A 25,091-nucleotide genomic window follows, 5' to 3' on the forward strand; every position below is an offset into this window, starting at 1 on the left:
TGACACCCCTTGCAGAAGGAGGATACTATGGCATTCTCAAAGCCAATGCGCTTTGCCATTTCGGCACTGACAAGGAATACCAGTAAAATCAACATTAAAAAAAGTTATAAACTGGCGCGGCGGTTTGACCGTGCCGCACATCCGTCTTTGCTGCAGCCACTGTACCGCCCCTGGAATCAAGTGGTTTTTTGCCAAGGACATGAGGTCCCTGTACGCATTTTTACACCGGACGGCAGCAAACGCCGCCCGGGGGACCTACTCCTGTTTTTCCATGGCGGCGGTTGGGTGCTGGGGGATATTGACTCCTATAATGATGTGTGTATTTTGATGGCTCGTCTGACGGGCTGCCAGGTCATCAGCGTAGATTATCGTCTGGCACCGGAACACCCCTTTCCGGCAGGACTGCAGGACTGTTTGGCTGCGGTCAGCAGTGTCTTTCTGCACGCGGATACTTTTTCTGTAGATGCTTCCCGCATTACCTTGATTGGCGATTCCGCTGGGGGAAATTTGGCGGCGGCGGTGTCTTTGGTTCTGCGCGACCAAGGAAAAACGGTCCCCGCACGCCAAATTTTGCTTTATCCCAGCACCCATTATGACCACAATCCGAAAACTTCCCCGTATGTGTCTATCCGTACCAATGGGTGGAACAATATGCTCACTTCCCAGCGGGTAGAAGACTATGTCGATTTGTATAAAAGCAGCGATGAGGATTTGCACAATCCGTATTTTGCACCGCTGAATGAAACGGACTGTTCTCGTCAGCCGAAAACATTGGTTTTAACAGCGGAGTTCGATCCGCTGCGGGACGAGGGGGAAGCGTACGGCCAAAAACTGAAAAATGCCGGCAATGTGGTGGAAATGCACCGCATTCCGGACTGTCTGCACGGCTTTTTGTCTTTGCCGGGGTATCCGGTGCCTGTGCGGACGGCCTATCAATATATCAATGCGTTTCTGGATGTTACAGAACATTCCGTACAGCAATGGGAGGAGAAACGCAGCTGAAAGTTTCACACAAGAATTGTGAAAACCTGTTCGGCGGGCGAAGGAGGGAGAATCTTGAGCCATTCGAAGTTTCGGTGGGCACGGCTGGATACAGCAGCGAAAATTTTTCCATGTACCAGCAGCCGCCGCGACCCCAAGGTGTTTTGTTTTGTCTGCGAACTGAAGGAACTGGTACAGCCGGGTCCGCTGCAGCAGGCGCTGGAGCAGACACTGGAGCTGTTCCCAGGCTTTCAAGTCATTTTGAAACGTGGCATGTTTTGGTATTACTTGGAGGAATCAGATATTCGCCCCGTGGCACGAAAAGAGTATCGGCCGCCGTGTTCGCCGCTTTATGACCGTGACGTACACACGCTGCTGTTTGAAGTAACTTACTATGAATGCCATGTTAATCTGGAAGTGTTTCACGCTGTTTCGGACGGAACCGGTGCTATGCACTTTCTGCGGGTTCTTATTTTTCGGTATTTGCAGATTGTACACCCCAAAGAACTGGGGGGACTGCCGGACCTTGACTATGATGCCAGTGAAACACAAAGCATGGATGACAGTTTTGAGCGGTATGCGAATCATCAAAAAAAGCCGAAAACACGCCATGTGCACCGTGCTCTGCACCTGCATGGAACGAAAGAGCCGGACGGAAATTTGAATGTTGTCATTGGAACGGCGCCGGTCAAAGCCCTGTTGGACTACAGTCACCGCTGCAAAACAAGCCTGACGATGGTGCTGTGCGCGCTGGTGATTCGTGCCATTCGCAGCGAAATGCCGGTGCGGGACCTGAAGCGGCCGGTTGTATTGGCTGTTCCAGTCAATCTGCGCAACCATTTCCGTTCCGCTTCAGCGCGCAACTTTTTCAGTGTTATGGACGTTGGCTACAACTTTTCCAAAGGAGACGGCAGTATGCAGGATATCCTGCATACGTTGGAACAGCAGTTTCAGAAGGGCCTTTCTCCGGCGGAGCTGCAGTACCGTGTTAACCAGTATATAGGGCTTATCCGGAACCCGTTTGCGCGGATTTCACCGCTGTCTTGTAAGGATTTTGCCATGCGTGTGGGCTACCGTTCCACCAGCCGAAAAGAGACCAGCGCGGTTTCTAATGTTGGCATTATCCATATGCCGCCGCAGGTTGCGCCCTATCTGCGCCAGTTTGCGGTCTTTGTCAGTACAGAAAAGATGCAGCTATGCAGTTTGACCTATGAGGACAAAATTACATTCAGCTTTTCTTCCGCTTTTGCGGATACAGATATTCAGCGCTGCTTTTTCCGCTTTCTGACAGCGGAGGGAATTCCAGTGGAGGTTGACACAAACCTTTCAGAAAACAGGTAAGGGGGCGCATGATATTGAAATACTGTGATAAGTGTAAAGTTAGTGTTCGGGGAAATCGGGAGCACTGCCCGCTCTGCAATGCAGTTCTGCACGGTGAAGCGGAGCCGAGCGGCTTCCCAAGACTGCCCAATGAACATAAAAAACATAAGCTGTGGATTTCCATTCTGGCGCTTTCCAGTGTGTCGGCGTGTATTATCTGTCTGCTGCTGAATTTTTTGTTTCGCAAACATGGGCAGTGGAGTCTTTTTGTGCTGGGCGGTGTTGTCTGTATGTGGATGACGCTGGGGCTGGCACTTTATAAACAGCGGAATATCCCAAAGACCATGGTATGGGAAGTCTTTTTAGTCGGTCTGCTGAGTGTCCTGTGGGATTATTTTACCGGTTGGCGGGGATGGAGCATCAATTATGTACTGCCAATCGTCAGCATGGGTGTTATGGTTGTACTTGTGTTTCTCAGCCGCCTGTTCCATGTGGCGGCTGGCAGCTTGATTGTGTATTTGCTGGTGGATGCCCTGATGGGTGTTATTCAGCTGGTTCTGCTTTTAACAGGCTGCATTACGGTGCCGCTGCCCAGCCTGCTGTGTGTAGGTGTAAGCACGGTTATGCTGGCGGCTATGCTGATTTTTCGCGGCAGGAAAGTCAGAGAGGAACTACGCAGAAGGCTTCATTTATAATCTGGCCGGGGGAATACGAGGATGGACTATAATGAACTGGTTTCAGTATGCATGGAAATAGGTTGTCTGCTGATAAAATATGGTGCAGAAATTTACCGTGCAGAGGAATCTATGCATCGTTTTTTTGCGGCCTATCACGTTGCGGACAGCAATATTTTTGCCCTGACGACCTGCATCAATGTGACCATTTCGCGGCCAGACGGCGTGCCTATTACGCGTATTTGCCAAATAGAAGACCGCTGCATGGACTTGGAAAAAGTTGACCGTTTGAATGACCTGTGCCGGCATGCCTGTCATGTGCGGCCACCGCTGGATAAGCTGAAAGAACAGGTGCTGGAGATAGAAAAATCTTCGGGGAGTCCCCGCTGGCTGCGCACACTCGGATTTGCGGGTGTGGCCTTTGGCTTTACACTCTTCTATGGCGGCAGTGCAGCGGATGCGGCAGTCAGTGCTCTGACCGGTCTGCTGGTCTGTTGGATGCAGGGTGTCTTTTTAAAATACCATGCCAATTCTTTCTTTTCTACCATTTTGGAAAGTGCGGGCATCGGCATTATCTGTTTGAGCGCGGCACATTTTTTCCCGAGTTTAAGCATTGACCACATGATTATCGGCGGTGTTATGAATTTGGTTCCTGGAATCGCGATTACCAGCTTTATGCGGGATATCCTTTCTGCTGATTACCTTTCCGGTATGCTGCGTTTTGTGGAAAGTATGCTGGTTGCCATGGCGATTGCACTGGGAGTTGGCGTTGTCATGGTCATTTCCAGAATTCTGTGGGGGGTGTGACAAATGCAGTTCCTGCTTCCGTGCTGTTATGGCTTTGTTGCTTGTGTGGCATACTGTATGTGTGTGCACCTGAAAGGCTGGCGAATGGTCTGGGCATCACTTGGCGGTGCGATTGGCTGGTGCATTTATCTTTTATTTGGCTTTTCCCATAATGATTTGTTTCAATACCTAATGGCCTCCATCGCCGTTTCGGCTTATTCGGAAGTGATGGCGCGGCTGAATAAAACACCGGTCACAGGTTTCCTACTGGTTTCCATGCTGCCCATGGTGCCAGGCGGCGGCATTTACAACACTATGCAGTACGCGGTTTCCGGTGACAACAGCAGGTTTTTAAGTACAGGTCTGCATACCTTTGGCATTGCAGGTGCAATTGCACTGGGTGTTTTGCTGGTTTCCTCCACAGTACGCTTGTTCACGACGGTAAAACATCAAAAAGAAGAGGAACGCCTCAGAAGACAGAGTGACGCCTCTTCCAAATAGATTTGACACATCGAAAATCAAGAAGGTCCTGCCTACAGATGGTGAAATCTGTGGGCAGGGCCCTCTTTTGTTGTCGGAAAAATCAGAGATGATGTTTTTTATCCTTTTCCAGCCGATTTACAATTGACTGATTGATGAGTTCCAGCGTTTTTACACGCACAAATTTTTTATCGTCTGCTTCAATAATGTGCCATGGGGCAAAGTCGGTGGAAGTGTACTGCAACATATCATTGGCAGCTGTTTCATACTGCGGCCATTTTTTGCGGTTGCGCCAGTCTTCATCTGTAATTTTCCACTGTTTTGTGGGGTCATTCTTCCGGGCTTCAAACCGGCGCAGCTGTTCGTCTGGGTCTATCTGCAGCCAGAATTTGATGATGACGGCGCCCCAGTCGTGCAGCTGCCGCTCGAATTCATTGATTTCGCGGTAAGCACGCTGCCAATCCTCCGGCGTGCAGAATCCCTCAATGCGTTCCACCATGACACGGCCGTACCATGAACGGTCAAAGATAACAATATGGCCGTCCTTTGGCAGGTGCCGCCAGAAACGCCATAGAAAATGTCGGCCTTTTTCTTCCCAGCTTGGTGCAGCAATCGGCACAACTTCGTAGCCGCACGGGTCCAGCGCTTCGGAAACACGCTTGATATTGCCGCCTTTTCCGGCGGCGTCCCAGCCCTCATATACAATTATGACGGGCACTTTTCTGCGGTAGATGATATTGTGCAGTTCCGAAAGGCGCGCCTGCTCTTTTTTCAGATGTTTTTTATACTTGTCCTTTTTCAAGGTTGGAGAAAGGTCAACATTCTGTATTTTTGGCATGGTCAGCAAGTGATACAGCCCGGGGTCAATGGCGCCGGAAGCGGTCTGCGGTACAGCGGCCTTTTCCGCATGAAGTTTCAGCGCTTTGTGTACAGCGTCGTTTACTGTGCGAAACACCGCAAGCGTGCGCACTTCATCGTTCATGCCGGAGATGACGTGCCACGGCGCATAGGGGGTGTTGGTATACTCCAGCATTTCATCAAAGACACTATAGTATTTGTCGTACTGACGGCAGCGGCGCCAGTCATCCGGCGTGACGCGCCATTCGGTGTTTTTGTCGCTGTCCAGTTTTTCCAGCCGTGCCTTTTGCTCTTTCTGTGTAATATGGAGAAAGAACTTAATAATTAAATATCCGTTGTCGGTCAGGTTACGCTCGAAATTGTTGATTTCGTTCATATGGCGCAGGTTTGTCAGGTCATCCACCGCTTCCTCCAGTCGGAGAATGCTGACTTCCTGGTACCAGGAGCGGTCCATAATGGACATTTGTCCGGCCTCCGGCAGTGTCAGCCAGTGACGCCACATGACCGGTTCACGGCGTTCCAGCGGGGTGGGCGGCTGTGTGTTGACGACTGTAAACCAGCGCGGGTCAAAATTGAGAATCAGGCGGGAAATCACACGGCCCTTTCCGGAACTGCCCCAGCCTTCAAACAGAATGATAACGGGCAGACCGGCGGCTTTCATCGGGCCGTCCAGTGCGGACAGCGATGCCTGCAGCGGCTTGATTCGCTTTTTGTAGTCTTCTTTGAAAACGGTTTCTTTCATATTTACTTTTTCCAGCATAAGAGGGGCCTCCTGTTCATAGAAACGGCGGTATGTCCTAGCACCACTGCAGATATTTGACAGAAAGGAGAGGTACCTTCCAAAAATCGGTATTAAGTATACACGGATTTTTTATTTTCAGCAATCATTTTATTAAAAATCACGAAGAAATTCTAAGTGAAAACCGCCGCGTTTCCGTTTTGCTTTTGCATAAAAATGTGTTATAATGACGTGTAACTGATGTCTGCAGAATTTGGCAGAAAAGGGGGCGCCGGCGTGATTGTTTTGGGGATAGACCCGGGCTATGCCATTGTTGGCTGGGGCGTTCTGCGCACGCGGGCAGGGCGCTATGTTCCGCTGGCATCCGGTGCTATCACTACGCCGGCAGGTGCACCGTTCGGTCTGCGTCTGCAGCAAATTTATGATGAATTAAATGCTGTGCTGGAACGCTGGAAGCCGCAGGCCGCCGCGATTGAAAAACTGTATTTTACGAACAATAAAACAACCGGCATCGGTGTGGCAGAAGCCAGAGGCGTTATTCTGCTGGCCTGTCAGCAGGCCGTGTGCCCCGTGTACGAATACACGCCCATGCAGGTGAAGCAGGCGGTAACCGGCTATGGCAATGCCAAAAAGCCGCAGGTCATGGAAATGACACGCCGCCTGCTGTGCCTGAAAGAGGTTCCTCGGCCGGACGATACAGCGGATGCATTGGCTATGGCCATTACCCACGGGCAGGCAAGTGCCAGCGCCATGCGCCGCCAGACTTTGGAACAGTTCCGTCAGTAGGAGGCACAGAATGTTTTACAGCTTAAAAGGTACTTTAACACACATAGAGCCTAACATTGCAGTGATAGAATGCGCGGGTGTTGGCTTTTTATGCCGTACGACTATGAACACGCAAAAGGCACTGCCGCAGCTTGGACAGGAAGCAAAACTTTATACACACCTGAATGTGCGGGAAGATGCGCTGGAGCTGTTTGGTTTTGCAACCAAGGCAGAACTGAACTGCTTTAAAATGCTGACAACTATCAGTGGTGTGGGACCAAAGGCAGGGCTGTCCATTCTTTCTGTACTGACGCCGGAGCAGGTCGCTGCCGCGGCCGCTACGGGTGACAGCAAGGCCTTTACTCGTGCGAACGGGGTAGGACCAAAACTTGGCCAGCGCATTGTGCTGGAAATGAAAGATAAAGTAAAATCTATGCAGGCCGCCGACCCGTCCCTATTGCAGCAGCCGACTGGCGTTCTTTCGGCGGCGGGCAATGCGGAAGCGGCAGTCAATGCCCTGACGGTATTGGGATACTCTGTCAGTGAGGCAAACAGCGCGGTCGCCAAACTGGACAGCAGCCTGCCGGTGGAAGAACTGATTCGTCTGGCACTGAAAAGCTTTGGCAGTGCCAGATAAGCGGAAAGGGTGCCGGTGAAAACGCCGGGGAAAGGAGGCTGCCAGCTTGGAGTACAAGGAAGACGACTTTGATTTGGAGAACCGAATGGTCGCACCGGAATATTCACCGGACGATGAAGAAACGGAAAATCCGCTGCGGCCGCGCCACCTGGCGGATTATATCGGGCAGGAAAAGGTGAAGTCCAACCTCGCTGTCTTTATAGAAGCGGCCCTCCAGCGGCAGGAAACGCTGGATCATGTACTGCTTTACGGGCCACCGGGACTGGGCAAAACAACGCTTGCAGGTATTATTGCAAACGAGCTGGGAGTAAACCTGCGGGTCACTTCCGGTCCAGCCATTGAACGGCCCGGCGATTTGGCGGCGATTCTGACAAACCTGAACCAGGGGGATGTACTGTTTATTGATGAGGTGCACCGCCTGCCGCGTACCGTAGAGGAAATTTTGTATCCGGCAATGGAGGATTACTCCATTGATATTATTACCGGCAAAGGACAGATGGCGGCAAGCTACCACCTGCCGCTGCCGAAGTTTACACTAGTGGGTGCCACTACCCGGGCAGGTCAGCTTTCCGCACCGCTGCGGGACCGCTTTGGTGTGGTGCTGCGTCTGGAAATGTATTCTCCGCAGGAGTTAGCACAAATAGTCACACGGTCTGCGAAAATTCTGGGCATTGCTATCGATGCCGATGGTGCGCTGGAGATTGCCTCGCGCAGCCGCGGTACCCCGCGCATTGCCAACCGAATGCTCAAACGGGTACGGGATTTTGCGCAGGTTTCCAGTGACGACGGTGTTATCAATTACAATACCGCTAAGCTGGGATTGGACCGCATGGAAGTCGATGAATTGGGATTGGATGCCAATGACCGGCGGCTGCTAACCACGATGATTCGTTACTACAACGGCGGACCGGTCGGCCTGGAAACGCTGGCCGCTGCCATTGGGGAGGAGGCGGTCACCCTGGAGGATGTATATGAGCCATATCTCATGCAGATTGGTTTTCTGGCACGCACGCCGCGCGGCCGTGTTGCGACCAAGGCGGCGTATTGCCATTTGGGCCTGAAGCCGCCGGGAGAGGACGTCCCGCAGCAGCAGAAGATTTACTAAGGTTTCTTTCCCTATATAGGGATTTTATAGATAGAAAATATAGACAGACAGATTGATATAGGAGTGAAAAACAATGGGCAGACTATTTGGTACGGACGGTGTCCGGGGAATTGCAAACAAAGAACTTACTTGTGAGCTGGCATTGCAGATTGGCCGTGCGGCGGCAACGGTTCTTACGGACGCTGAAAATCGTCACCCGCGTATTCTGATTGGCAAGGATACCCGTATTTCTTCTGATATGCTGGAGGCTGCTATTACGGCCGGTCTTTGCAGCGTAGGTGCCGATGTCGTACAGCTGGGGGTTATCCCCACGCCGGCCGTTGCTTTTTTGGTCGGCAAGTATGAGGCAGATGCTGGTGTTATGCTGACCGCCAGCCATAACCCCTGCCAGTTTAACGGTATTAAGATTTTTTCCGGCGACGGCTATAAGCTGCCGGACGAACTGGAGGATAAAATCGAAACGATTGTCCTCTCCGGCGGCAAAGGTGTACCGGTTCCGGTCGGCGGCAATATCGGTACCGTGACCGTTGAACCGGATGCTGTGGAGGACTATATCAATCATATTGCGGAAACGGTTCTGGATTCTTTGGATGGCCTGCATATTGGCATTGACTGTGCCAACGGCGCCGCTTCCCGCACAGCGGAAAAGCTTTTCACCAAGCTCGGCGCGGAGTGCCACATGATTTCAGACCAGCCAAACGGCGTAAATGTCAACGACCGCTGCGGTTCCACCCATATGGAAAGCTTAATGGCTTTTGTACGGGAAGCAGGACTGGACGCCGGTGTGGCTTTTGACGGTGACGCGGACCGCTGCCTTGCGGTGGACGACAAGGGCAAGCTGGTGGACGGCGACTTTGTTATGGCCATTTGTGCGGCAGATATGAAATCCCGCGGCGTGTTGGCAAAGGATACCACGGTCGGTACCATTATGACCAATATGGGTTTCAGCCGTTTTTGTGAGGACAACGGCATGCACTTTGAGGCAACCAAGGTCGGTGACCGCTATGTGCTGGAAAAAATGCAGCAGGAAGGCTACAACTTTGGCGGTGAACAGAGCGGCCATGTCATTTTCTTGGATTATGCCACAACCGGTGACGGTGAACTGACCGCCGCCCAGCTGCTGGCAATCATGAAGCGCCGTCAGGCAAAGCTTAGCTCCCTTGCTACACTGATGACACGTTACCCGCAGGTGCTGATTAACGTGGAAGTGGAGCCGGACGGCAAAAAACGTTTTGCCACCGATGAGAAAGTTGCTGCCGCAGTTGAAAAGGCACGCAAACAGCTGGGCAGCGACGGACGCATTATTGTGCGCCCCTCCGGCACCGAGCCGCTTTTGCGCGTTATGGTGGAAGGGCTGGACAAAAAGCTGATTCATACTGTTGCGGAATCCGTTGCGGCGGTTGTAAAAGAGCAGCTTGCCTGACCGCTGTCTGCCGTATTTTTATATTTTATATATCTGCAAAGATTAAAGGAGTAACAGAATGCGCACCGCAGAATGGCAGGACTATGAACTTTTGGATACTTCCCGCGGAGAGAGACTGGAACGGTGGGGCAGTGTACTGCTTACCCGGCCGGACCCGCAGATTATTTGGGATACACCGCGCAGGGACCCCCGCTGGAAACAGGCGGATGCACATTATATCCGTTCCAGTTCAGGTGGCGGACATTGGCAGATGCTGCACAAAGTTCTGCCGGTGTGGGACATTCACTGGGAAGGACTGACGTTTCGGTTAAAGACCATGGGCTTTAAGCATACCGGCCTTTTCCCGGAACAGGCAGTCAACTGGAAGTATGCCATGCAGCGTATCCGGTCCGCCGGCCGTCCCATTCAGGTGCTCAACCTGTTCGGGTATACCGGCGCGGCTACGCTGGCCTGTTTGGCGGCGGGTGCCTCTGTCTGCCATGTGGACGCCAGCAAAGGCATGGTACAGTGGGCAAAAGAAAATGCCGCTGCCAGCGGTTTGGCGGACCGGCCGGTCCGGTGGCTGGTGGACGACTGCACCAAATTTGTGCAGCGTGAACACCGCCGCGGTCATCACTATGATGCCATTATCATGGACCCGCCGTCTTATGGGCGCGGACCCGGCGGGGAGGTTTGGAAACTGGAAGAGCAGCTGTATGGGCTGGTCAGTCAATGTATTCCTATCCTCAGTGCAAAGCCGTTGTTCTTTTTGCTTAATTCTTATACGACAGGGCTTTCTCCGGCCGTTATGCAGTACTTGCTGGGCGTTATGCTGCAGCCGCAGTTCGGCGGCACAGTGGAGTCGGGAGAGATTGGTCTGCGTGTCAGCAGTACGGGCTTCACGCTACCCTGCGGAAGCACCGCGATTGCATATTTCGGCTGAATACAAAAATTCACAGAGGGACTGCCGGTTTGTCAGTCTTATTTCTCTTATATTTATCTTGATTTCTGCCCGTGAAAGGGGAGGTGCGTGCAGGCCGCCGCCCGGCCACACGACACATGAAGGAGCCAGCAATGGAATTTATCAGAACAGAAGATGTGCACTTTACGTATGATGAGACGCATCCGGAGGAACCTGAAAAGCCGCTGCATGATGTGTTGAAGGGAGTTACCCTCTCGATAGACCGCGGCGAATTTGTGGCGCTGCTGGGACACAATGGTTCTGGCAAGTCCACCATGGCCAAAATGTTCAACGCCATGTTAATCCCTGCCGCCGGAAAAGTATATGTGGATGGTATGGATACTGCAGATGAATCCAGAACCTATGATATTCGCCGCCAGGTCGGTATGGTACAGCAGAATCCGGACAATCAGCTGGTTGCTTCCATTGTGGAGGAAGATGTTGCTTTTGGGCCGGAAAATCTGGGTGTGGAACCGGTGGAAATCCGCCGCCGTGTCGATGAGGCTCTGAAGGCAGTGGATATGTATGAATATCGAACCTGCGCACCGTATAAGCTTTCCGGCGGGCAGAAACAGCGCATAGCCATTGCAGGCATTTTGGCAATGCAGACAGCCTGCATCGTGCTGGACGAACCGACCGCCATGCTGGACCCACGCGGCCGGGCGGAAGTTATGCACACCATTCAGCAGCTGAACCGTGAAAAGGGCATTACAATTATTTTAATTACACATTATATGGACGAGGCTGTCCAGGCTGGCCGTGTTGTCGTACTGGACAGCGGCCGTATTTTAACACAGGGAACACCGCGGGAGGTCTTTTCGCAGGTGGGACTGCTGAAAACGCATAAACTGGATGTCCCACAGGCTACAGACCTGGCTTTTCGACTGCGCGGGGCGGGATGTCCCATGCCGCACTGCGTTTTGTCTATCGATGAGTGTGTCTCTGCACTGGAACCGCTGCTTGCGCAGAAGGGGGCAGAAGCATGACGCCGATTCTGGAAGCACAGAATTTATGCTATACCTACGGAACAGGCACGCCCTTTGAAAAAAAGGCCGTGCAGAATGTCAACTTCAAAATTCAGCAGGGTGAGTTTATCGGTGTCATTGGTCACACCGGTTCCGGCAAAAGTACCATGATACAAATGATGAACGGCCTTATCCGCCCGACCTCCGGCCGCGTGCTGCTGGCAGGAAAAGATATTTGGGAAGAACCGAAGAAGATACGCGCGGTGCGCTTTCGGGTGGGTATGGTGTTTCAGTATCCGGAGGACCAGCTGTTTGAGGAAACGGTTATGCAGGATATTTCATTTGGTCCGCGCAATATGGGCCTAACAGATGCGGAAATAGAAAAGCGTGCGCGTGATGCCGCAAAATTTGTCGGACTGCAGGACGAGCTGTTAGACAAAAGCCCATTTGAGCTTTCCGGCGGTGAAAAGCGCCGTGTTGCCATCGCGGGCGTGATTGCCATGGACCCGGATGTGCTGGTTTTGGACGAACCAACAGCGGGCTTGGACCCCGCCGGACGGGATGTCCTTTTAAGTGAAATTGTCAGCTACCATGAGGAGCGCGGCAATACCATTATGCTGGTATCACACAGCATGGAAGATGTGGCACGTGTGGCAGACAGGGTGATGGTTATGAATTCCTCACATCTGCAGATGTTTGACACCACACAGGCAGTTTTTTCCCAAGATAAGGAATTGGAGTCCATTGGTCTGCAGGTACCGCAGATTACCAAAATTATGTCTATTCTGAAAGCGGATGGTTATCCAGTTCATACCTGCCTGACATTGGAGGAAGCAATGGAACAGCTACTGCCGCTGCTGCCGCGGAAAGGGGGCACATCCGAATGACCAGAGATATTGCATTGGGTCAGTTTATTCCCGGCAAGTCCCTGCTGCATCGGCTGGATCCGCGGATTAAGCTTGTGCTGACCGTCGCATTTATTGTTTATATTTTTGTAGCACAGAATTTCGCGGGACTGGTGCTGTTGGTGGTGGCCACGTTTGCACTGATGGCGGTTTCCGGCGTACCGATAAAGCTGTACTTTAAAAGCATGAAGGGAATTCTGTTCATTGTACTGTTCACCGCTGTTCTGAATCTCTTTTATGGAACCGGACCGGTGCTGGTTCAGCTGGGATTTATGCAGATTACAGCAAATGGCATCCGCAACGCTATTTTCATTGCAGTGCGGATTGTCAGCTTGATTCTCTTTAGCTCTATTCTCACGTTTACGACGTCGCCGACAGAGCTGACCGATGCGATGGAGCGCCTTTTGTCCCCGTTGAAGGTCTTTCATGTCAAAGTCCACGAGATTTCCATGATGATGACAATCGCACTGCGGTTTGTGCCTACGCTGTTGGACGAGACGGACCGCATTATGTCTGCGCAAAAAGCCCGCGGCGCGGATATGGAATCCGGTGGACTGATGCAGCGCATTAAGGCACTGATTCCAGTGCTGATTCCGCTGTTTGTTTCCTCTTTCCGCCGGGCGTATGATTTGGCCATGGCAATGGAATGCCGCTGCTACCACGGCGGTGAGGGCCGTACCAAAATGAAAGTCCTGCATTTGCAGACGATTGACCTTGTCGCGGTTGTTTTTGCAATTTTGATGTTGGCGGCGATTATCCTTTTGAATATTCTGCTGCCAGCTTCTCTTACTTGAAAACAGCCGTGTCCGCAGCAATCTTTTCCGGAAAGGAGCAGTCCCTTGCGCAATCTTCTTTTTACACTTTGCTTTGATGGCGCGGGCTATCATGGCTGGCAGATACAGCCGAATGCTGTGACCGTCCAACAGGTCTTTCAGACCGCCCTGCAGAATGTGCTGCAGGAAACGCCGAACCTGAAGGGCTGCTCCCGCACAGATGCCGGTGTGCACGCGCGTATGTTCTGCGTTTCCCTGCATACTGAGCGGCAGATTCCTTGCGGACGGCTTGTGCAGGCAGTCAATCATTTTCTGCCGCCGGATGTGGCGGTGACAGCCTGTCGTGAAGTGCCGCCAGCGTTTCATGCACGTTATTCCTGTCGGGGCAAACAGTATGTGTATCAGATATGGAACGCACCGGTGCGTGACCCGTTTCTGTACAGACGTGCGCTGCACTATTGGTATCCGCTGGACGAGGAACTGCTGAACCGGACGGCTGAGCAGTATATCGGCCGGCACAATTTCACATCTTTTTGTACCCAAGACAAACGGGAAAAAGGCGATTTTACCCGCACCATTACACAGGCGGAAGTGCAGCGCAGCGGCAGCATGATTACCTTTTCTGTTACGGCCGATGGCTTTCTGTACAATATGGTGCGCATCCTGACCGGCACGCTTCTATATGCGGCACAAGGCAAGCTAATGCCGCGGGACATTCCGCGCATCTTTGCCGCGAAAGACCGTAGCCAAGCCGGCCCGACTGCCCCGCCGCAGGGGCTTTACCTGAACCACGTTTATTATGAGGAGGCAGATCTCAATGCAGGACAAACCAAACAACTCCTGTGACGGACAGGAGCCTTTGCCGGGGGAGCTGCCGCCATTGAGAACCTCTTCCCGTAAAAAAAGGGGCAGAAAGCGCGGCCGCGGCATTTATACGGCAATCGCTATTTTGCTGGCCTGTGCGCTGGTGCTGGCGGTGTGGGTGAACCGTGACAACCTAAAACCTGCCAACATTTCGGAATGGGTGCAGACGCAAATGCTGGGAATCGGCACAGGTAAGGGATATCCGGTGCATTTTAATACGGAAAATGTTATGACGCGGAATTTTGTGTCGTCCGGAAAAGATATTTTCTTTACCAGCGATACGGCAGTCCGTGCCTACAACAGTTCCGCAAAGGAGCTGTTCAACCGCAAGCATAGTTTTTCTGAACCAGTTATGAAAGTGAACGGAAACCGCATTTTGGTGTATAATCTGGGCGGGACGGGCTATCAGCTGGGCAACCAGCTAAACACATTGCTGGCAGGGAACGCGGACAATAAAATTCTAGGCGGTGCGGTATGCGCCAACGGACGTTTTGCTTTGCTGACGCAGGCTGACGGTTACTGCGGAAAGCTGACTGTTTACCTGCCGAACGGGCAGGTCGCCTTCTCATACTCATTCTCGGAGTATTCGCCGACTGCTGTAGCGATGAATGCTTCTGGTACACATGCCGCGGTCACAGCGGTCAGCGCCAGCAACGGTGTGCTGACCAGTGTTATTTATGAGCTGGACTTTAATTCCAATAAGACAGTAAAGCCGATCGCTTCTTACAGTGATACTACGTTTCTGGACATTTGCTATACAGACAGCAACGGTGTACTGGCGGTTGGGGATACACAGACAGCGGCACTGAGTGCAGGCGGCAAAAAGCTTTCTGCCTATTCTTATGGTGACGGTGAGCTTTGCTCCTGGAACCTGCAGAGAGGCGGTGCTGTTCTGGGCATTTCCAAGTTTCATAATGCCGTGGCGGGCACGCTGGCGGCGGTCGGTACGGACGGCAAACAGACAGCCGTTGTGCAGGTGGACCGTGCGCCATCCAGCGTGTCACGCATGGGGCAGGTAATGGCGGCGCTGTGCGGCAGCAAAATACAGGCTTATTCCATTGCCGGAGGCGGTGCCGCGGGTACCTGCAGTGCGGGAACCAATGCCCGCGCGGTGGCACTGCGCACAGAAAAGCAGGCGTACATATTGGACGTTTCGGAAGTACGGCTGGAGGGCCTAAAAGCATAGGTCTGGTTCGGTTGCGGGATTTTGTAAACTGTAGTATAATCAATAAATATTGCGGAAAAACAGGGAGGTGCAGCCGAAATGGGCGTTATATTGGATGTTATTCTATTGGTAGTGTTCATTGCCTGCATTATTTCCGGTGCCTGCAGAGGAGCTGTCCGCACGCTGGCCGGTTTGGCTGGTTTGGCAGCGGCAGTGTTCCTTTCACCACAACTTGGGAAGTGGCTTTCCGGCGTTCTGCCGGCTTTTAAAGGGCAGAGTCAGGCGATGCGTGAAGTGCTGTGTACAGTTCTTGCGTTTGTTTTGATTCTGGTTGCAGTGGGCCTGCTGTGCCGTCTGTTGGATGCCCTGTGCCGTCTGCCGGGGTTACATGCCATTAACCGCGTTTTTGGCGGCATTTTTGGCGGAGTGAAAGGTGTTTTGCTGGTCATGCTGGTGTGTGCAGTGCTGCGGCTGCTGTTGCCGGTGCTTGCGGTTAAGTATCCGGATAAAGTACAGCTGAAGGATTTTAGCAGCTCTGTTGTGCTGCAAATGCCGGAAAATTCTTCTTCGGCTGCGTCCTCCCATTCATCGGGAACTTCTTCACCAACGAAGAGTGAGGCGGAACAGAAAGTACGTGCATTCGTTGACAAGCTGCCTGCAGATGTGCGCAACCCGGTGTACACGTTTTATCAAAAGGTGTTGAGAGAGGGCGTGCAAACGAATGTCAAATAAGGACAAAAACAAAAACTTCAATGTACCGAATACCCTGACCGTTCTGCGCATCATACTGGTCATTCCCTTTATGTATTTCTACTTAAATGGAGCGGTTGTGCCGGCTATCATTATGCTGCTGTTTGCAGGACTGACCGATGTGCTGGACGGCCTTATTGCGCGCCGTTTTCATCAGTATACGGAGCTGGGCCAGCTGCTGGACCCGATTTCTGACAAAATTATTCAGGGGTCCGTTGCTATCAGTTTGGCCATTCGCCACCCCATGCTGCTTCCGCTGTTTTTGATTTTTATTATCAAAGAGGGCATCATGCTGGTTGGTGGTGCAGTGCTGCTGAGAAAGAGGAAGCGCCCCTGTGCGGCGCAGTGGTACGGCAAGTTTGCTACGGTATTGTTTTACATTACATTTGCAGTTATTCTGATGGTGGATATGTTCCGTGTGTGGCAGTGGGCAATAACGGCGGTTGTTGTGTTGCTGATTGTAACGGCTTTCTTTATGATTTATGCGCTGGTTATGTACGGACGTGCGTTTTTTCGCATCTTGAACAGCACTGCGCCGGAAGACCAGCTGGACCTGGACAAAATGATGGACAAGAAAAAGTACAGGGAGAAAAAATGACAGAACCCGGCGGATTTTTCTGCCGGGGTTTTTATATTTTCTGTAATATTTATAATTTATTTACCTTTATCGTTTCAGGATAAGCTATAATAAAAATGAGACCGTGTCCAAACAGTATAGGCACGGCACATAAAATGGATTACCAATTCAAAAAGAGAAGTGATTTTTAATATGTTGTGTTCCAGATGTCACAAACGCCCTGCTGTAGTATTTTTATCCTCTACAGCGGACAGCGGCGAACCCCAAGGTTACTGCCTGACCTGTGCCCGGGAACTGGGAATTAAGTCGGTAAACGACCTGATGGACAAAATGGGCCTGACCAGTGACCAGATGGAAGCCATGGAAAATGAACTGAACGCTTTTATGGATGAAGCCAATGAGGACAGCGACGATGGCGACAGCGACGGCTTTCAGCCGGGCGGTGCGGCACTGTTCCCCGCTGGATTATTAAAAAATCTGTATGACACAAACAGCGAAAACGGCACTGCGGCAGCCGGGGAGGACAGCAAAGACCGACAGGCTCCGTCGGGGCGGAGACCAGCCGAAAAAAAGAAAACGAAACACCGTCATTTGGATACCTATTGTACGAACCTGACTGCCCGTGCCAGAAAGGGCGAAATTGACCGTATCATAGGCCGGGACAGGGAAATCAACCGTGTGGTGCAGATACTGTCCCGCCGCACAAAAAACAACCCCTGCCTGATAGGTGAGCCGGGTGTCGGCAAGACAGCGGTGGCGGAGGGCCTTGCCCTACGCATTGCGGAAGGCAAAGTACCAGCCCGCTTGCAGGACAAGGAAATTATGCTGCTGGACCTGACCGCACTGGTTGCAGGCACACAGTTCCGCGGTCAGTTTGAAAGCCGCATTAAGGGCCTGCTGCAGGAGGTACGGGACGCCGGAAATATCATTTTGTTTATTGATGAAGTGCATAATCTGGTGGGGACGGGCGATGCCGAGGGCAGTATGAATGCGGCGAATATTATGAAGCCTGCCCTTTCCCGCGGCGAAATTCAGGTGATTGGTGCAACTACTTTCAGTGAATACCGCAAGTATATTGAAAAGGATGCCGCTTTGGAGCGCCGTTTTCAGCCGGTTACCATTGAGGAACCGTCCATTGCGGAAGCAACACAGATTATTCTGGGAATAAAAGAATACTATGAGAAGTTCCACCATGTAACTGTTTCTGACCAGATTGCCCGCCGCACGGTTGTCCTTTCTGAGCGGTATATCAATGACCGCTTTCTGCCGGATAAGGCGATTGACCTGCTGGATGAGGCCTGTGCTTGTGCGGCTCTGCGCAACAAATCCATGACTGAATATGATACGCTGAACCAGCAGCTTCAGAAACTGCGCCGACAGGAAGATGAGCTGACGGCCGGGGATGAAACCAACTATGAAAAGCTGGCGGAGGTCCGTACGGAGATTTCCCGTTCCGAGCAGCGTGCAGCGGAACTGGCACCGAAGGCGCTGGGCGCACCGGTGGAGGAACAGGACCTTGCACACGTCATTGAGATGTGGACAGGAATCCCCGCCAGCCGTGTGCAGGAAAGCGAACTGAAAAAACTGTCACATATCGAGGACATTCTGAAGCAAAAGATTATTGGCCAAAAAGAAGCTGTCTCCGCAGTGGCAGCGGCTGTTCGCCGCAGCCGGGTGCAAATCAGCCCGCGCCGCCGTCCGGCATCGTTTATCTTTGTTGGACCGACCGGTGTCGGCAAAACCGAGCTTGCCAAAGTGCTTTCCAAAGAGCTGTTTGATAAGCCGGAAACACTGATTCGTTTGGATATGAGCGAATATATGGACAAGTACAGTGTTTCACGTATCATCGGTTCCCCGCCCGGCTATGTTGGCTATGACGAGGCGGGACAGGTGACCGAAAAGGTACGCCGTCAGCCGTACAGTGTGCTGTTGTTTGATGAGATTGAAAAGGCGCACCCGGATGTCATGAATATCCTTTTGCAGATTCTGGACGAAGGACATATCACGGACGCACAAGGCCGCAATGTCAACTTTGAAAACACAGTTATCATTATGACCAGCAATGCGGGTAGCAATGTCCATGAGTCGGCGTTGGGCTTTAACCGCAGTGAAGAGAATGTCAGCAGGGAACATGCCATGAAGGCACTTTCCGAGTTCCTGCGTCCGGAGTTTTTAAGCCGTGTGGATGAAATTATCGTATTCCGCCAGCTTTCCAAACAGGACTTCGGCGAAATTGCAAAGCTGATGCTCAATGAATATGTGGGCACGCTGAAGGAGCGCGGAGTTACCTTTACCTATGATGACGCGGCTGCCGCATGGCTTGCGGAGCACGCCCACGGCGGAAAGAGTGGTGCACGTGACCTGCGCAACCTGATTCGCCGCAAGGTGGAGGACCGTTTGGCGGAGATTCTCATTGAGACGTCGGATACCGGTTTGAGCGGTGTCAGCCTGACGGTACAGAACGATGAACTCTCTCTGTGCACATTGGTGTAACAGCGGATAAAATAAAGAAAGGCGGACAACCTGCATTTTATGTGCGGGCTGTCTGCCTTTTCTTATAAAATAAAAGCAAAAGCGGAAATTTACCTTAAACGGCACATTCTGTCTGTTCCGTAGAAAAGCAGGTCCATCATGCCGGGGCCGACGTGTGTGCCAACGATAGGACCAATCGGCACAATAATGGTGCGCTTAATCTGCGGCAGGTTTTTCTGAATATCCGCCGCCAAAGACTGCGCCTCTTCCAGCGTATCGCCGTGACCAATAAAAATAGTATCGTTTTCCGGCGTGTTCAGCAGATGTTTTTCGATAATCTGCAGAAGATAGTCACGGGCACGCTTGCGGCCGCGCGCTTTTGCCACAACCTCCAGCTTTCCCTCATGGTTCACAACAAGGATTGGCTTTATCTGCAGGGCAGAACCGATAACGGCCGTGGTTGTGGAAATACGTCCACCGCGGCGCAGATGTTCCAGCTCGTCCACTTTGAAGCATTGGCAGACCGTATCACGGTGGTCGTAGGCCCACTGCTTTACTTCCTCCAGCGGCGTGCCGGATTTGCGCATATTGGCACAGGTATATACCAGCAGTCCCTCGCCGGCGGAAGCACACAGCGTATCTACACATTCCAGTGTACGTTCCGGGTATTTTCTCCGCAGTTCTTCCGCGCAGCGGCAGGCCGCGCAATAGGTGTTGCTAAGGCCGGAAGAAAAGCACAGATACAAAATATCGATGCCCTGTTGCAAATATTTCTCAAAGTATTCCATATAGGTAGCTTCATTGATTTGGGACGTATGTGCAGATTTTCCTGCACGCAGATGGTCGTAAAAATCATGGGCGCTCAACTTGTCGTCAAAAGAAGTGAACTGATAGGCTTTCCCATCAAGGTCGAGCGGCATGGGCAGTACAACCACGTCCAGTTCCTGTGCCAGTTCTGGGGTCAGCTCAGCTGTAGCATCAGTCATCAGACAATAATTTTTCATAAAATATATCTCCTTCTTTGTTCTGCCGAAAAGGAAACGGCATAGCTTTCGCTGTGCAAAACGATACTTTAATAAGAATAGCAGAAAAAAATTGTTTTGACAAATATTCTTTTTACCGCACTGTAAAAAAGAATCGGCATTAAAGGATTTTTCTACAAAAAGTGATACGACAACTGAAAAAAAGCGTCTGCTTTTATGACATATGCGAAAGTTTGTCTATTTAGACTGCTGTAGAAAACGGTTATAGTAATAAATGATATTGTAAATAGAAAACCTGTATGAACAGGGAAGTTAAGAAAGAAAGCGGGTGGCAAGATGAGGTCAGATGCAATGCTGCGGTCCTTCATCAGTGCTGCTGTAGAGAAGGGCTTTAAAGATATTGAACGGGACCCGAAACGCAGTGTGCGGCAGTTGGTGGATTTGGGTACTTATTTTGCAAAAGGCAGATTTCAGCGCTATTTTTTTGATATTTTTGGTGAAATGCTGCACAATGAAAACAGTTCTTATTATAAATGGATTCATGACCTGGTCGTAAACGCTGACCAAAAGCAACTGAAAACGTTCGGAATGAATCTTGCCTACAACGGCTGGACGGTCGGTGCCCGCACGGTGCGTACATTGGAAAAGGCAGCCGGCTACAATGTCCCGTGGACGCTTATCTTTCATTTCTCAAAAAGTGGCTTATTTACCCCACAGATGTTGGACCGTGCCATTCAGCAGGGGGAAGAACTTGGCATTTATAGTTATATGATTTTCAGCAATGGGGAAGAGGCCCCCATGGAGCTGGTCCCTGTGCTGGAAAATCATCCTGACTGTGCTTTTGTCTTGTTTTGCGAAAACCGGCAGGTGTCCGATGAACTGATTACTGTAATATTGCAGGTGAAAAATACGCTTCTATGCCTGCACTGTGACGACGGCTTCTTACAGACAGCCAAACAGATGAACAGCCGACACTGCTTTTTTGCCGCATGGTATCCGTACGATGATACCTTCCAAAAGGCGTTTTATCAGCGGGAACTGCTGCCGCAAGTTCTGCAGGCCAGAACGCCTTTCTTTTTCTTTATAGCGCTCAGGACATGCTCTTCTCAGAAACGCAGGGAAGTACGCAGTGAGATTCTAAAATGCCGTCAGACGCAAAGTGAGCCGGTCTTCTGCATCGATTTTTATGCGGATCTTGCCTTTATTGATGGTGTCATTTCTTCGGACCCTTGTGTGTTGACTTTTAATGCAGATGGCATTTCCGAGGCGGCACCGGGCTGCTATCCGATGAAAGCCCGCAGCTTGCGGGACCATACACTGCAGGAACTGCTGACGGAAGTGCTTCCCCATCCGCCGGAAGCATCTGCGCCCCGAACGGGTGCTGTACAGTAAAAAACAGCGTTGGCAGCGACGAAATGAGAATGCAGAAATTTGTAGATTTTTCTTGACAAATATGTTCCCACATGCTATACTACTAATCGTTGCTAATTGCGAGTGTAGTTCAATGGTAGAACTCCAGCCTTCCAAGCTGGTAGTGTGGGTTCGATTCCCATCACTCGCTCCATAAAAGGGATACGCGCCAATAGCTCAGCTGGATAGAGCAACTGCCTTCTAAGCAGTGGGCCAGGGGTTCGAGTCCCTTTTGGCGCGCCAAATGGTGGATGTAGCTTAGCTGGTTAAAGCGCCAGATTGTGGCTCTGGAGACCGTGGGTTCGAATCCCATCTTCCACCCCACAGCACACGATTACGGGGCGTGGAATTTTCCACGCTCCGTATTTTTATAATATCAATATTTTATTGGGCTGTAGCCAAGCGGTAAGGCAATGGACTTTGACTCCATCACGCGTGGGTCCGAATCCCGCCAGCCCAGCCAAACAAAAGAATCCCCAAAAGCCGGTGTTCTTAAGGCTTTTGGGGATTCTTCTTTATCAAAATTGAAATAAACTGTCACCATCGATGTACCCCATTAGTTTTATTGTGAAAACAATACTTTCTAATATGTTTTGCGTGTCTTGCGGTGTTCGACAGGCCGTGAGGAAACTTGACAAGAGCAACAGAGTGTGTTATACTAAATAAGTTGAAAATATTCAACAAGCCTATCTTTTCATGCCAAACCGGAGGCTTCGAATTCGGTGTTGAAGTCATTTATGAACTGTTCCAAAGGCCAATCAACAAAAGCAGGTATAGCAGTCGATAACCCGGGCGTTACACGGGACCAAATATTATGAGACATCCGCTGTTTGCGGGTGCCTTTTTTCTGTTTATATACATATATAAAAAACGGAAGCCTTTTCAATGGCTTCCGTTTTGAAAACGACAGTTTCTTTATTATTCTAAATTCTTTTTCCCAGCAGAAATTCTTTCCTCTTTCTTTGCATTCGCAAAGTCTACAGATTCCTGCATGGTTGCCAGTTCATCTTCACTCAGACGGTTCTCAGGGAGAATTGTGTCTTCGCACTGCATATGATGACGGCCATCCGGACCGCTTTCTTTCCACAGACGGTCCGCAAATCCTTTCCAGCGTTCTGCAATCGGTGCACACTTTGCGCACAGGTCATGTGCGGACTCCTGCTTCAAAAGGTCAGTACAGTGCGCATCGGTTTTTTCAACCATTTTTTCCAGATGATACGGGTTATCCAGAACAGGGCAGGGACGCAGCATATTGTGGTTGAAAGGCTGATTCTTGTGGTACTGCATGAACATTGGGCTGCAGTATGCTTCCAGAAGGCTCTTCTGGCGAACGTTGGAATCACTGTAGTGAATAAAGACACAGGGTTCCACGTCACCGTTTGCGTTGATGTGCAGGTAAGACCGACCGCCGGCAATGCAGCCATAGACGTATTCTGCATCGTTCCAGAAGTCCATGGTAAAGATTGCTTTGTTTTCACGGTAAGCGCGGATTTTATGATACATATATTCACGCTGCTCCGCAGTTGCCATCAGGTCGGTTGGTGCATCTACGCCGATAGGCATATATGTAAAGAACCAAGCGTAGAAAGCACCCTTTGCAATCATCCAGTCAAAGAATTCCTCGCTGCCGATGGAGGCAACGTTCTGGCTGGTATAGCAGCAGGAAACACCAAACGGCACATGGTGCGCGGTCAGGATATCCATTGCCTTGCTGACCTTCTGGAAAGTACCTTTGCCGCGGCGGCTGTCCGTTGCTTCTTCAAAGCCTTCTACGGAGATAACCGGACTGAAATTGCCTACGCGCTGAATTTCGGAAGCAAACTTGTCGTCAACCAGGGTAGAGTTGGTAAAGCACTGGAAGACACAGTCGTTGTGCTTTTCACACAGTTTAATCAGGTCATCTTTACGCACAAGCGGTTCACCGCCGGTGTAAATGTACATATAAGTACCCATTGCGGTACCCTGGTTGATAATGTCATCGATTTCATCGAAAGTCAGGTTCAGTTTGTTGCCATATTCAGCAGCCCAGCAGCCGGTGCAGTGCAGGTTGCAGGCGCTTGTGGGATCCAGCAGGATTGCCCACGGGACGTTGCAGCCGTACTTTTTGCGGTATTCCATCTGCTTTTTGCCGCCGATAAGGGTAGCGTTCATAAAGAAGTTTGTAAAGAATGTTTCCAGAATGTGCCGGTCAGTTTCCTTCAGGACTTTCATAATGAGTTTATACCAGTTGGAGTCCGGGTTATCCATTGCCCAGCGGAAATTGTAGAGCGCTTCGGAAAAGGCATGGGTTGTATCTACCTTTTCAATCATATCTAAAAGTTTAGGAACATTCTTTTCCGGATCCTTGCGCAGGTACCCGAGAGCGGTTTTAATGCCAAATTTCTCGAGGCTTTCTTTTATACTGCTATTTGCCATATATAATTCCTCCTACAAAGATAGATACTCTCAATACGCAGAAGGGCGTAAGAATTTGCAGCGCTGTATTCTGTGTATATAAGAAATTTTAATTCAAATTTTGGTTTTGTCCTTAGACAAGAAAGTTTTTTTGTAAAAAAAAGTGACAAAACAGTAAAATTGTAACACGATTTTTCTTTTTGGGTTAAATAACGGCGTTTTTAAGAAGAAAAAAAGGAAATGTGTGATAGGGATGTAGATGAATCTCAATAAAGATATGCATTATTTCCTTTTAAAATTCCTTGGACACAGCTGACTGGGCGGTATGCCCATATACTTTTTAAAGACACGGGAAAAATACAGCTGGTCCGAAAAGCCGGCAGAATAGGCAGCTTCCCCAACGGTCAGCCCGCCTTCCCGTAGAAAGGAAGCAGCTTTGTTAATACGGTAGCGTGTCAGGTACTCATTGGGCGGCATATTGATGTAGGTCATAAACAGCCGGTACAGGTGACTGCGGGAAACGCCGGCACTTTGTGCGATGTGGGCAATATCAATATCACTGGAATAATTGCGGTCGATAAACTGAATGGCTTTTTGTACATAACTGTAGCCAACGTCACTGCGGGGCATTTGGCCGCCAAAAGTATCCATCAAGTTTGCCAAAAACAGCAGCAGGCCGCTTTCCATACGCGTTTCCGCACTGGAGGAGGAGCCGGAAACGGAGGTGATATTGGTCAGAAGCTCGTGAAAGTGGTTGTCCGGCGGGCAGTGAAAAACCGGTGCCATATCCAGCAGGCCAGTTTGGCACAGCAAATGGCTGGCATCGCTGCCATTAAAGCCAACCCAGTCGTATTCCCACGGCTGCTCCTGGTCTGCCTGGTAGCTGGCAATAATCTTTGGCCGCACCAAAAACGCATCACCTGCCCGCAGCTGCCAGGTCCTGCCGCCGGTCGAGAAGCGGCCTTTGCCGCGGACAATATAATGGATAAGGTAATGGTCGCGGATGCCCGGCCCCCAAGAGTGTGAGGGAGGACAGCGCTGAATGCCGCAGCTGTATACAGCCAGACCGAGGTTATAGCTTTCTCCTTTGTAAGAACGCCGAAAAGCATCTTTTTTCATTCCATT

Annotated in this window: 23 protein-coding genes and 4 tRNA genes; 23 read left to right on the plus strand and 4 right to left on the minus strand. The window is 50.9% G+C overall.

Going from position 1 to position 25,091, the window contains the following annotated elements; genetic code table 11:
* Window positions 1–27 precede the first annotated feature (27 nt).
* Genes ACIHKT_RS02240 through ACIHKT_RS02260 form a run of 5 tightly spaced genes read left to right on the plus strand, consistent with a single transcriptional unit; the run spans window position 28 to window position 4,262 of the window.
* Window positions 28–1,002, plus strand: a complete 975-nt coding sequence (locus ACIHKT_RS02240; protein ID WP_086035296.1) for an alpha/beta hydrolase — start codon at window positions 28–30, stop codon at window positions 1,000–1,002.
* Window positions 1,003–1,056: 54 nt separating this feature from the next.
* Window positions 1,057–2,322 carry a hypothetical protein gene (locus ACIHKT_RS02245; RefSeq protein WP_086035297.1) on the plus strand — a complete coding sequence of 422 codons (1,266 nt, stop codon included), beginning with the start codon at window positions 1,057–1,059 and terminating at the stop codon, window positions 2,320–2,322.
* Window positions 2,323–2,336: 14 nt separating this feature from the next.
* Window positions 2,337–2,996, plus strand: a complete 660-nt coding sequence (locus ACIHKT_RS02250; RefSeq protein ID WP_086035298.1) for a DUF6320 domain-containing protein — start codon at window positions 2,337–2,339, stop codon at window positions 2,994–2,996.
* Between the two features lie 21 nt (window positions 2,997–3,017).
* Window positions 3,018–3,782: a threonine/serine exporter family protein gene (locus ACIHKT_RS02255; RefSeq protein ID WP_086035299.1), complete on the plus strand. Its 765-nt coding sequence runs from the start codon at window positions 3,018–3,020 to the stop codon at window positions 3,780–3,782.
* 3 nt (window positions 3,783–3,785) lie between these two features.
* A complete protein-coding gene (locus tag ACIHKT_RS02260) occupies window positions 3,786–4,262 on the plus strand; it encodes a threonine/serine exporter family protein (RefSeq protein ID WP_086035300.1) in 477 nt (158 codons plus the stop codon).
* 82 nt (window positions 4,263–4,344) lie between these two features.
* Here the strand turns inward: ACIHKT_RS02260 and pap are convergent, their stop codons facing one another.
* Window positions 4,345–5,859, minus strand: a complete 1,515-nt coding sequence (gene pap, locus ACIHKT_RS02265) for a polyphosphate:AMP phosphotransferase (protein WP_086035301.1) — start codon at window positions 5,857–5,859, stop codon at window positions 4,345–4,347.
* A 255-nt stretch (window positions 5,860–6,114) separates the two neighbouring features.
* On the opposite strand from pap, the gene ruvC reads away from it, so the two are divergent.
* From ruvC to ACIHKT_RS02330, 13 genes are all read left to right on the plus strand, one after another.
* Window positions 6,115–6,624: a crossover junction endodeoxyribonuclease RuvC gene (gene ruvC / locus ACIHKT_RS02270; RefSeq protein ID WP_086036812.1), complete on the plus strand. Its 510-nt coding sequence runs from the start codon at window positions 6,115–6,117 to the stop codon at window positions 6,622–6,624.
* 10 nt (window positions 6,625–6,634) lie between these two features.
* Window positions 6,635–7,240: a Holliday junction branch migration protein RuvA gene (gene ruvA, locus ACIHKT_RS02275; protein WP_086035302.1), complete on the plus strand. Its 606-nt coding sequence runs from the start codon at window positions 6,635–6,637 to the stop codon at window positions 7,238–7,240.
* A gap of 85 nt (window positions 7,241–7,325) precedes the next feature.
* Complete coding sequence (ruvB, locus tag ACIHKT_RS02280; protein ID WP_174193698.1) at window positions 7,326–8,345, plus strand: Holliday junction branch migration DNA helicase RuvB; 1,020 nt, start codon at window positions 7,326–7,328, stop codon at window positions 8,343–8,345.
* Window positions 8,346–8,418: 73 nt separating this feature from the next.
* Window positions 8,419–9,768: a phosphoglucosamine mutase gene (gene glmM, locus ACIHKT_RS02285; RefSeq protein ID WP_086035304.1), complete on the plus strand. Its 1,350-nt coding sequence runs from the start codon at window positions 8,419–8,421 to the stop codon at window positions 9,766–9,768.
* A 58-nt stretch (window positions 9,769–9,826) separates the two neighbouring features.
* Entirely contained in the window at window positions 9,827–10,690 is an 864-nt protein-coding gene (locus ACIHKT_RS02290) for a class I SAM-dependent methyltransferase (protein ID WP_086035305.1), read from the plus strand.
* A 131-nt stretch (window positions 10,691–10,821) separates the two neighbouring features.
* Window positions 10,822–11,694, plus strand: coding sequence for an energy-coupling factor transporter ATPase (locus ACIHKT_RS02295; RefSeq protein ID WP_174193428.1), 873 nt, complete (start codon window positions 10,822–10,824; stop codon window positions 11,692–11,694).
* Window positions 11,691–12,560 carry an energy-coupling factor transporter ATPase gene (locus ACIHKT_RS02300; protein WP_086035307.1) on the plus strand — a complete coding sequence of 290 codons (870 nt, stop codon included), beginning with the start codon at window positions 11,691–11,693 and terminating at the stop codon, window positions 12,558–12,560. The genes ACIHKT_RS02295 and ACIHKT_RS02300 overlap by 4 nt, the downstream gene beginning before the upstream one ends.
* The gene (locus tag ACIHKT_RS02305) at window positions 12,557–13,372 is read left to right on the plus strand and encodes an energy-coupling factor transporter transmembrane protein EcfT (protein WP_086035308.1); all 816 of its coding nucleotides are present in this window, start codon (window positions 12,557–12,559) and stop codon (window positions 13,370–13,372) included. Before ACIHKT_RS02300 ends, ACIHKT_RS02305 begins: the two co-directional genes overlap by 4 nt.
* A gap of 45 nt (window positions 13,373–13,417) precedes the next feature.
* Entirely contained in the window at window positions 13,418–14,197 is a 780-nt protein-coding gene (truA, locus tag ACIHKT_RS02310) for a tRNA pseudouridine(38-40) synthase TruA (RefSeq protein ID WP_174193426.1), read from the plus strand.
* The gene (locus tag ACIHKT_RS02315) at window positions 14,169–15,401 is read left to right on the plus strand and encodes a DUF5711 family protein (protein WP_404352677.1); all 1,233 of its coding nucleotides are present in this window, start codon (window positions 14,169–14,171) and stop codon (window positions 15,399–15,401) included. The genes truA and ACIHKT_RS02315 overlap by 29 nt, the downstream gene beginning before the upstream one ends.
* A gap of 78 nt (window positions 15,402–15,479) precedes the next feature.
* Entirely contained in the window at window positions 15,480–16,112 is a 633-nt protein-coding gene (locus ACIHKT_RS02320; RefSeq protein WP_086035311.1) for a CvpA family protein, read from the plus strand.
* Window positions 16,102–16,728: a CDP-alcohol phosphatidyltransferase family protein gene (locus ACIHKT_RS02325; protein ID WP_086035312.1), complete on the plus strand. Its 627-nt coding sequence runs from the start codon at window positions 16,102–16,104 to the stop codon at window positions 16,726–16,728. The genes ACIHKT_RS02320 and ACIHKT_RS02325 overlap by 11 nt, the downstream gene beginning before the upstream one ends.
* A 171-nt stretch (window positions 16,729–16,899) precedes the next feature.
* A complete protein-coding gene (locus tag ACIHKT_RS02330) occupies window positions 16,900–19,200 on the plus strand; it encodes an ATP-dependent Clp protease ATP-binding subunit (protein ID WP_086035313.1) in 2,301 nt (766 codons plus the stop codon).
* Window positions 19,201–19,289: 89 nt separating this feature from the next.
* On the opposite strand, the gene ACIHKT_RS02335 is transcribed toward ACIHKT_RS02330, so the two are convergent.
* Window positions 19,290–20,183 carry a DegV family protein gene (locus tag ACIHKT_RS02335; protein WP_086035314.1) on the minus strand — a complete coding sequence of 298 codons (894 nt, stop codon included), beginning with the start codon at window positions 20,181–20,183 and terminating at the stop codon, window positions 19,290–19,292.
* A 315-nt stretch (window positions 20,184–20,498) separates the two neighbouring features.
* Here ACIHKT_RS02335 and ACIHKT_RS02340 point away from each other — a divergent pair, with 315 nt between their 5' ends.
* The 5 genes from ACIHKT_RS02340 to ACIHKT_RS02360 all read left to right on the plus strand — a co-directional run bounded on the left by ACIHKT_RS02340 (window position 20,499) and on the right by ACIHKT_RS02360 (window position 22,035).
* Window positions 20,499–21,554, plus strand: coding sequence for a hypothetical protein (locus tag ACIHKT_RS02340; RefSeq protein WP_157658895.1), 1,056 nt, complete (start codon window positions 20,499–20,501; stop codon window positions 21,552–21,554).
* Between the two features lie 98 nt (window positions 21,555–21,652).
* Window positions 21,653–21,726: transfer RNA gene (locus ACIHKT_RS02345), tRNA-Gly, on the plus strand.
* A 12-nt stretch (window positions 21,727–21,738) separates the two neighbouring features.
* A tRNA-Arg gene (locus tag ACIHKT_RS02350) sits at window positions 21,739–21,815 on the plus strand.
* A gap of 4 nt (window positions 21,816–21,819) precedes the next feature.
* A tRNA-His gene (locus tag ACIHKT_RS02355) sits at window positions 21,820–21,896 on the plus strand.
* A 64-nt stretch (window positions 21,897–21,960) separates the two neighbouring features.
* A tRNA-Gln gene (locus tag ACIHKT_RS02360) sits at window positions 21,961–22,035 on the plus strand.
* Window positions 22,036–22,490: 455 nt separating this feature from the next.
* Here the strand turns inward: ACIHKT_RS02360 and ACIHKT_RS02365 are convergent.
* Window positions 22,491–23,987, minus strand: coding sequence for a radical SAM protein (locus ACIHKT_RS02365; protein ID WP_174193422.1), 1,497 nt, complete (start codon window positions 23,985–23,987; stop codon window positions 22,491–22,493).
* 261 nt (window positions 23,988–24,248) lie between these two features.
* Window positions 24,249–25,085: an AraC family transcriptional regulator gene (locus ACIHKT_RS02370; RefSeq protein WP_404352681.1), complete on the minus strand. Its 837-nt coding sequence runs from the start codon at window positions 25,083–25,085 to the stop codon at window positions 24,249–24,251.
* Window positions 25,086–25,091 lie beyond the last annotated feature (6 nt).

Source organism: Caproicibacterium sp. XB2, from assembly GCF_044880635.1.
GTDB classification, from domain to species: Bacteria; Bacillota; Clostridia; order Oscillospirales; family Acutalibacteraceae; genus Caproicibacterium; species Caproicibacterium lactatifermentans.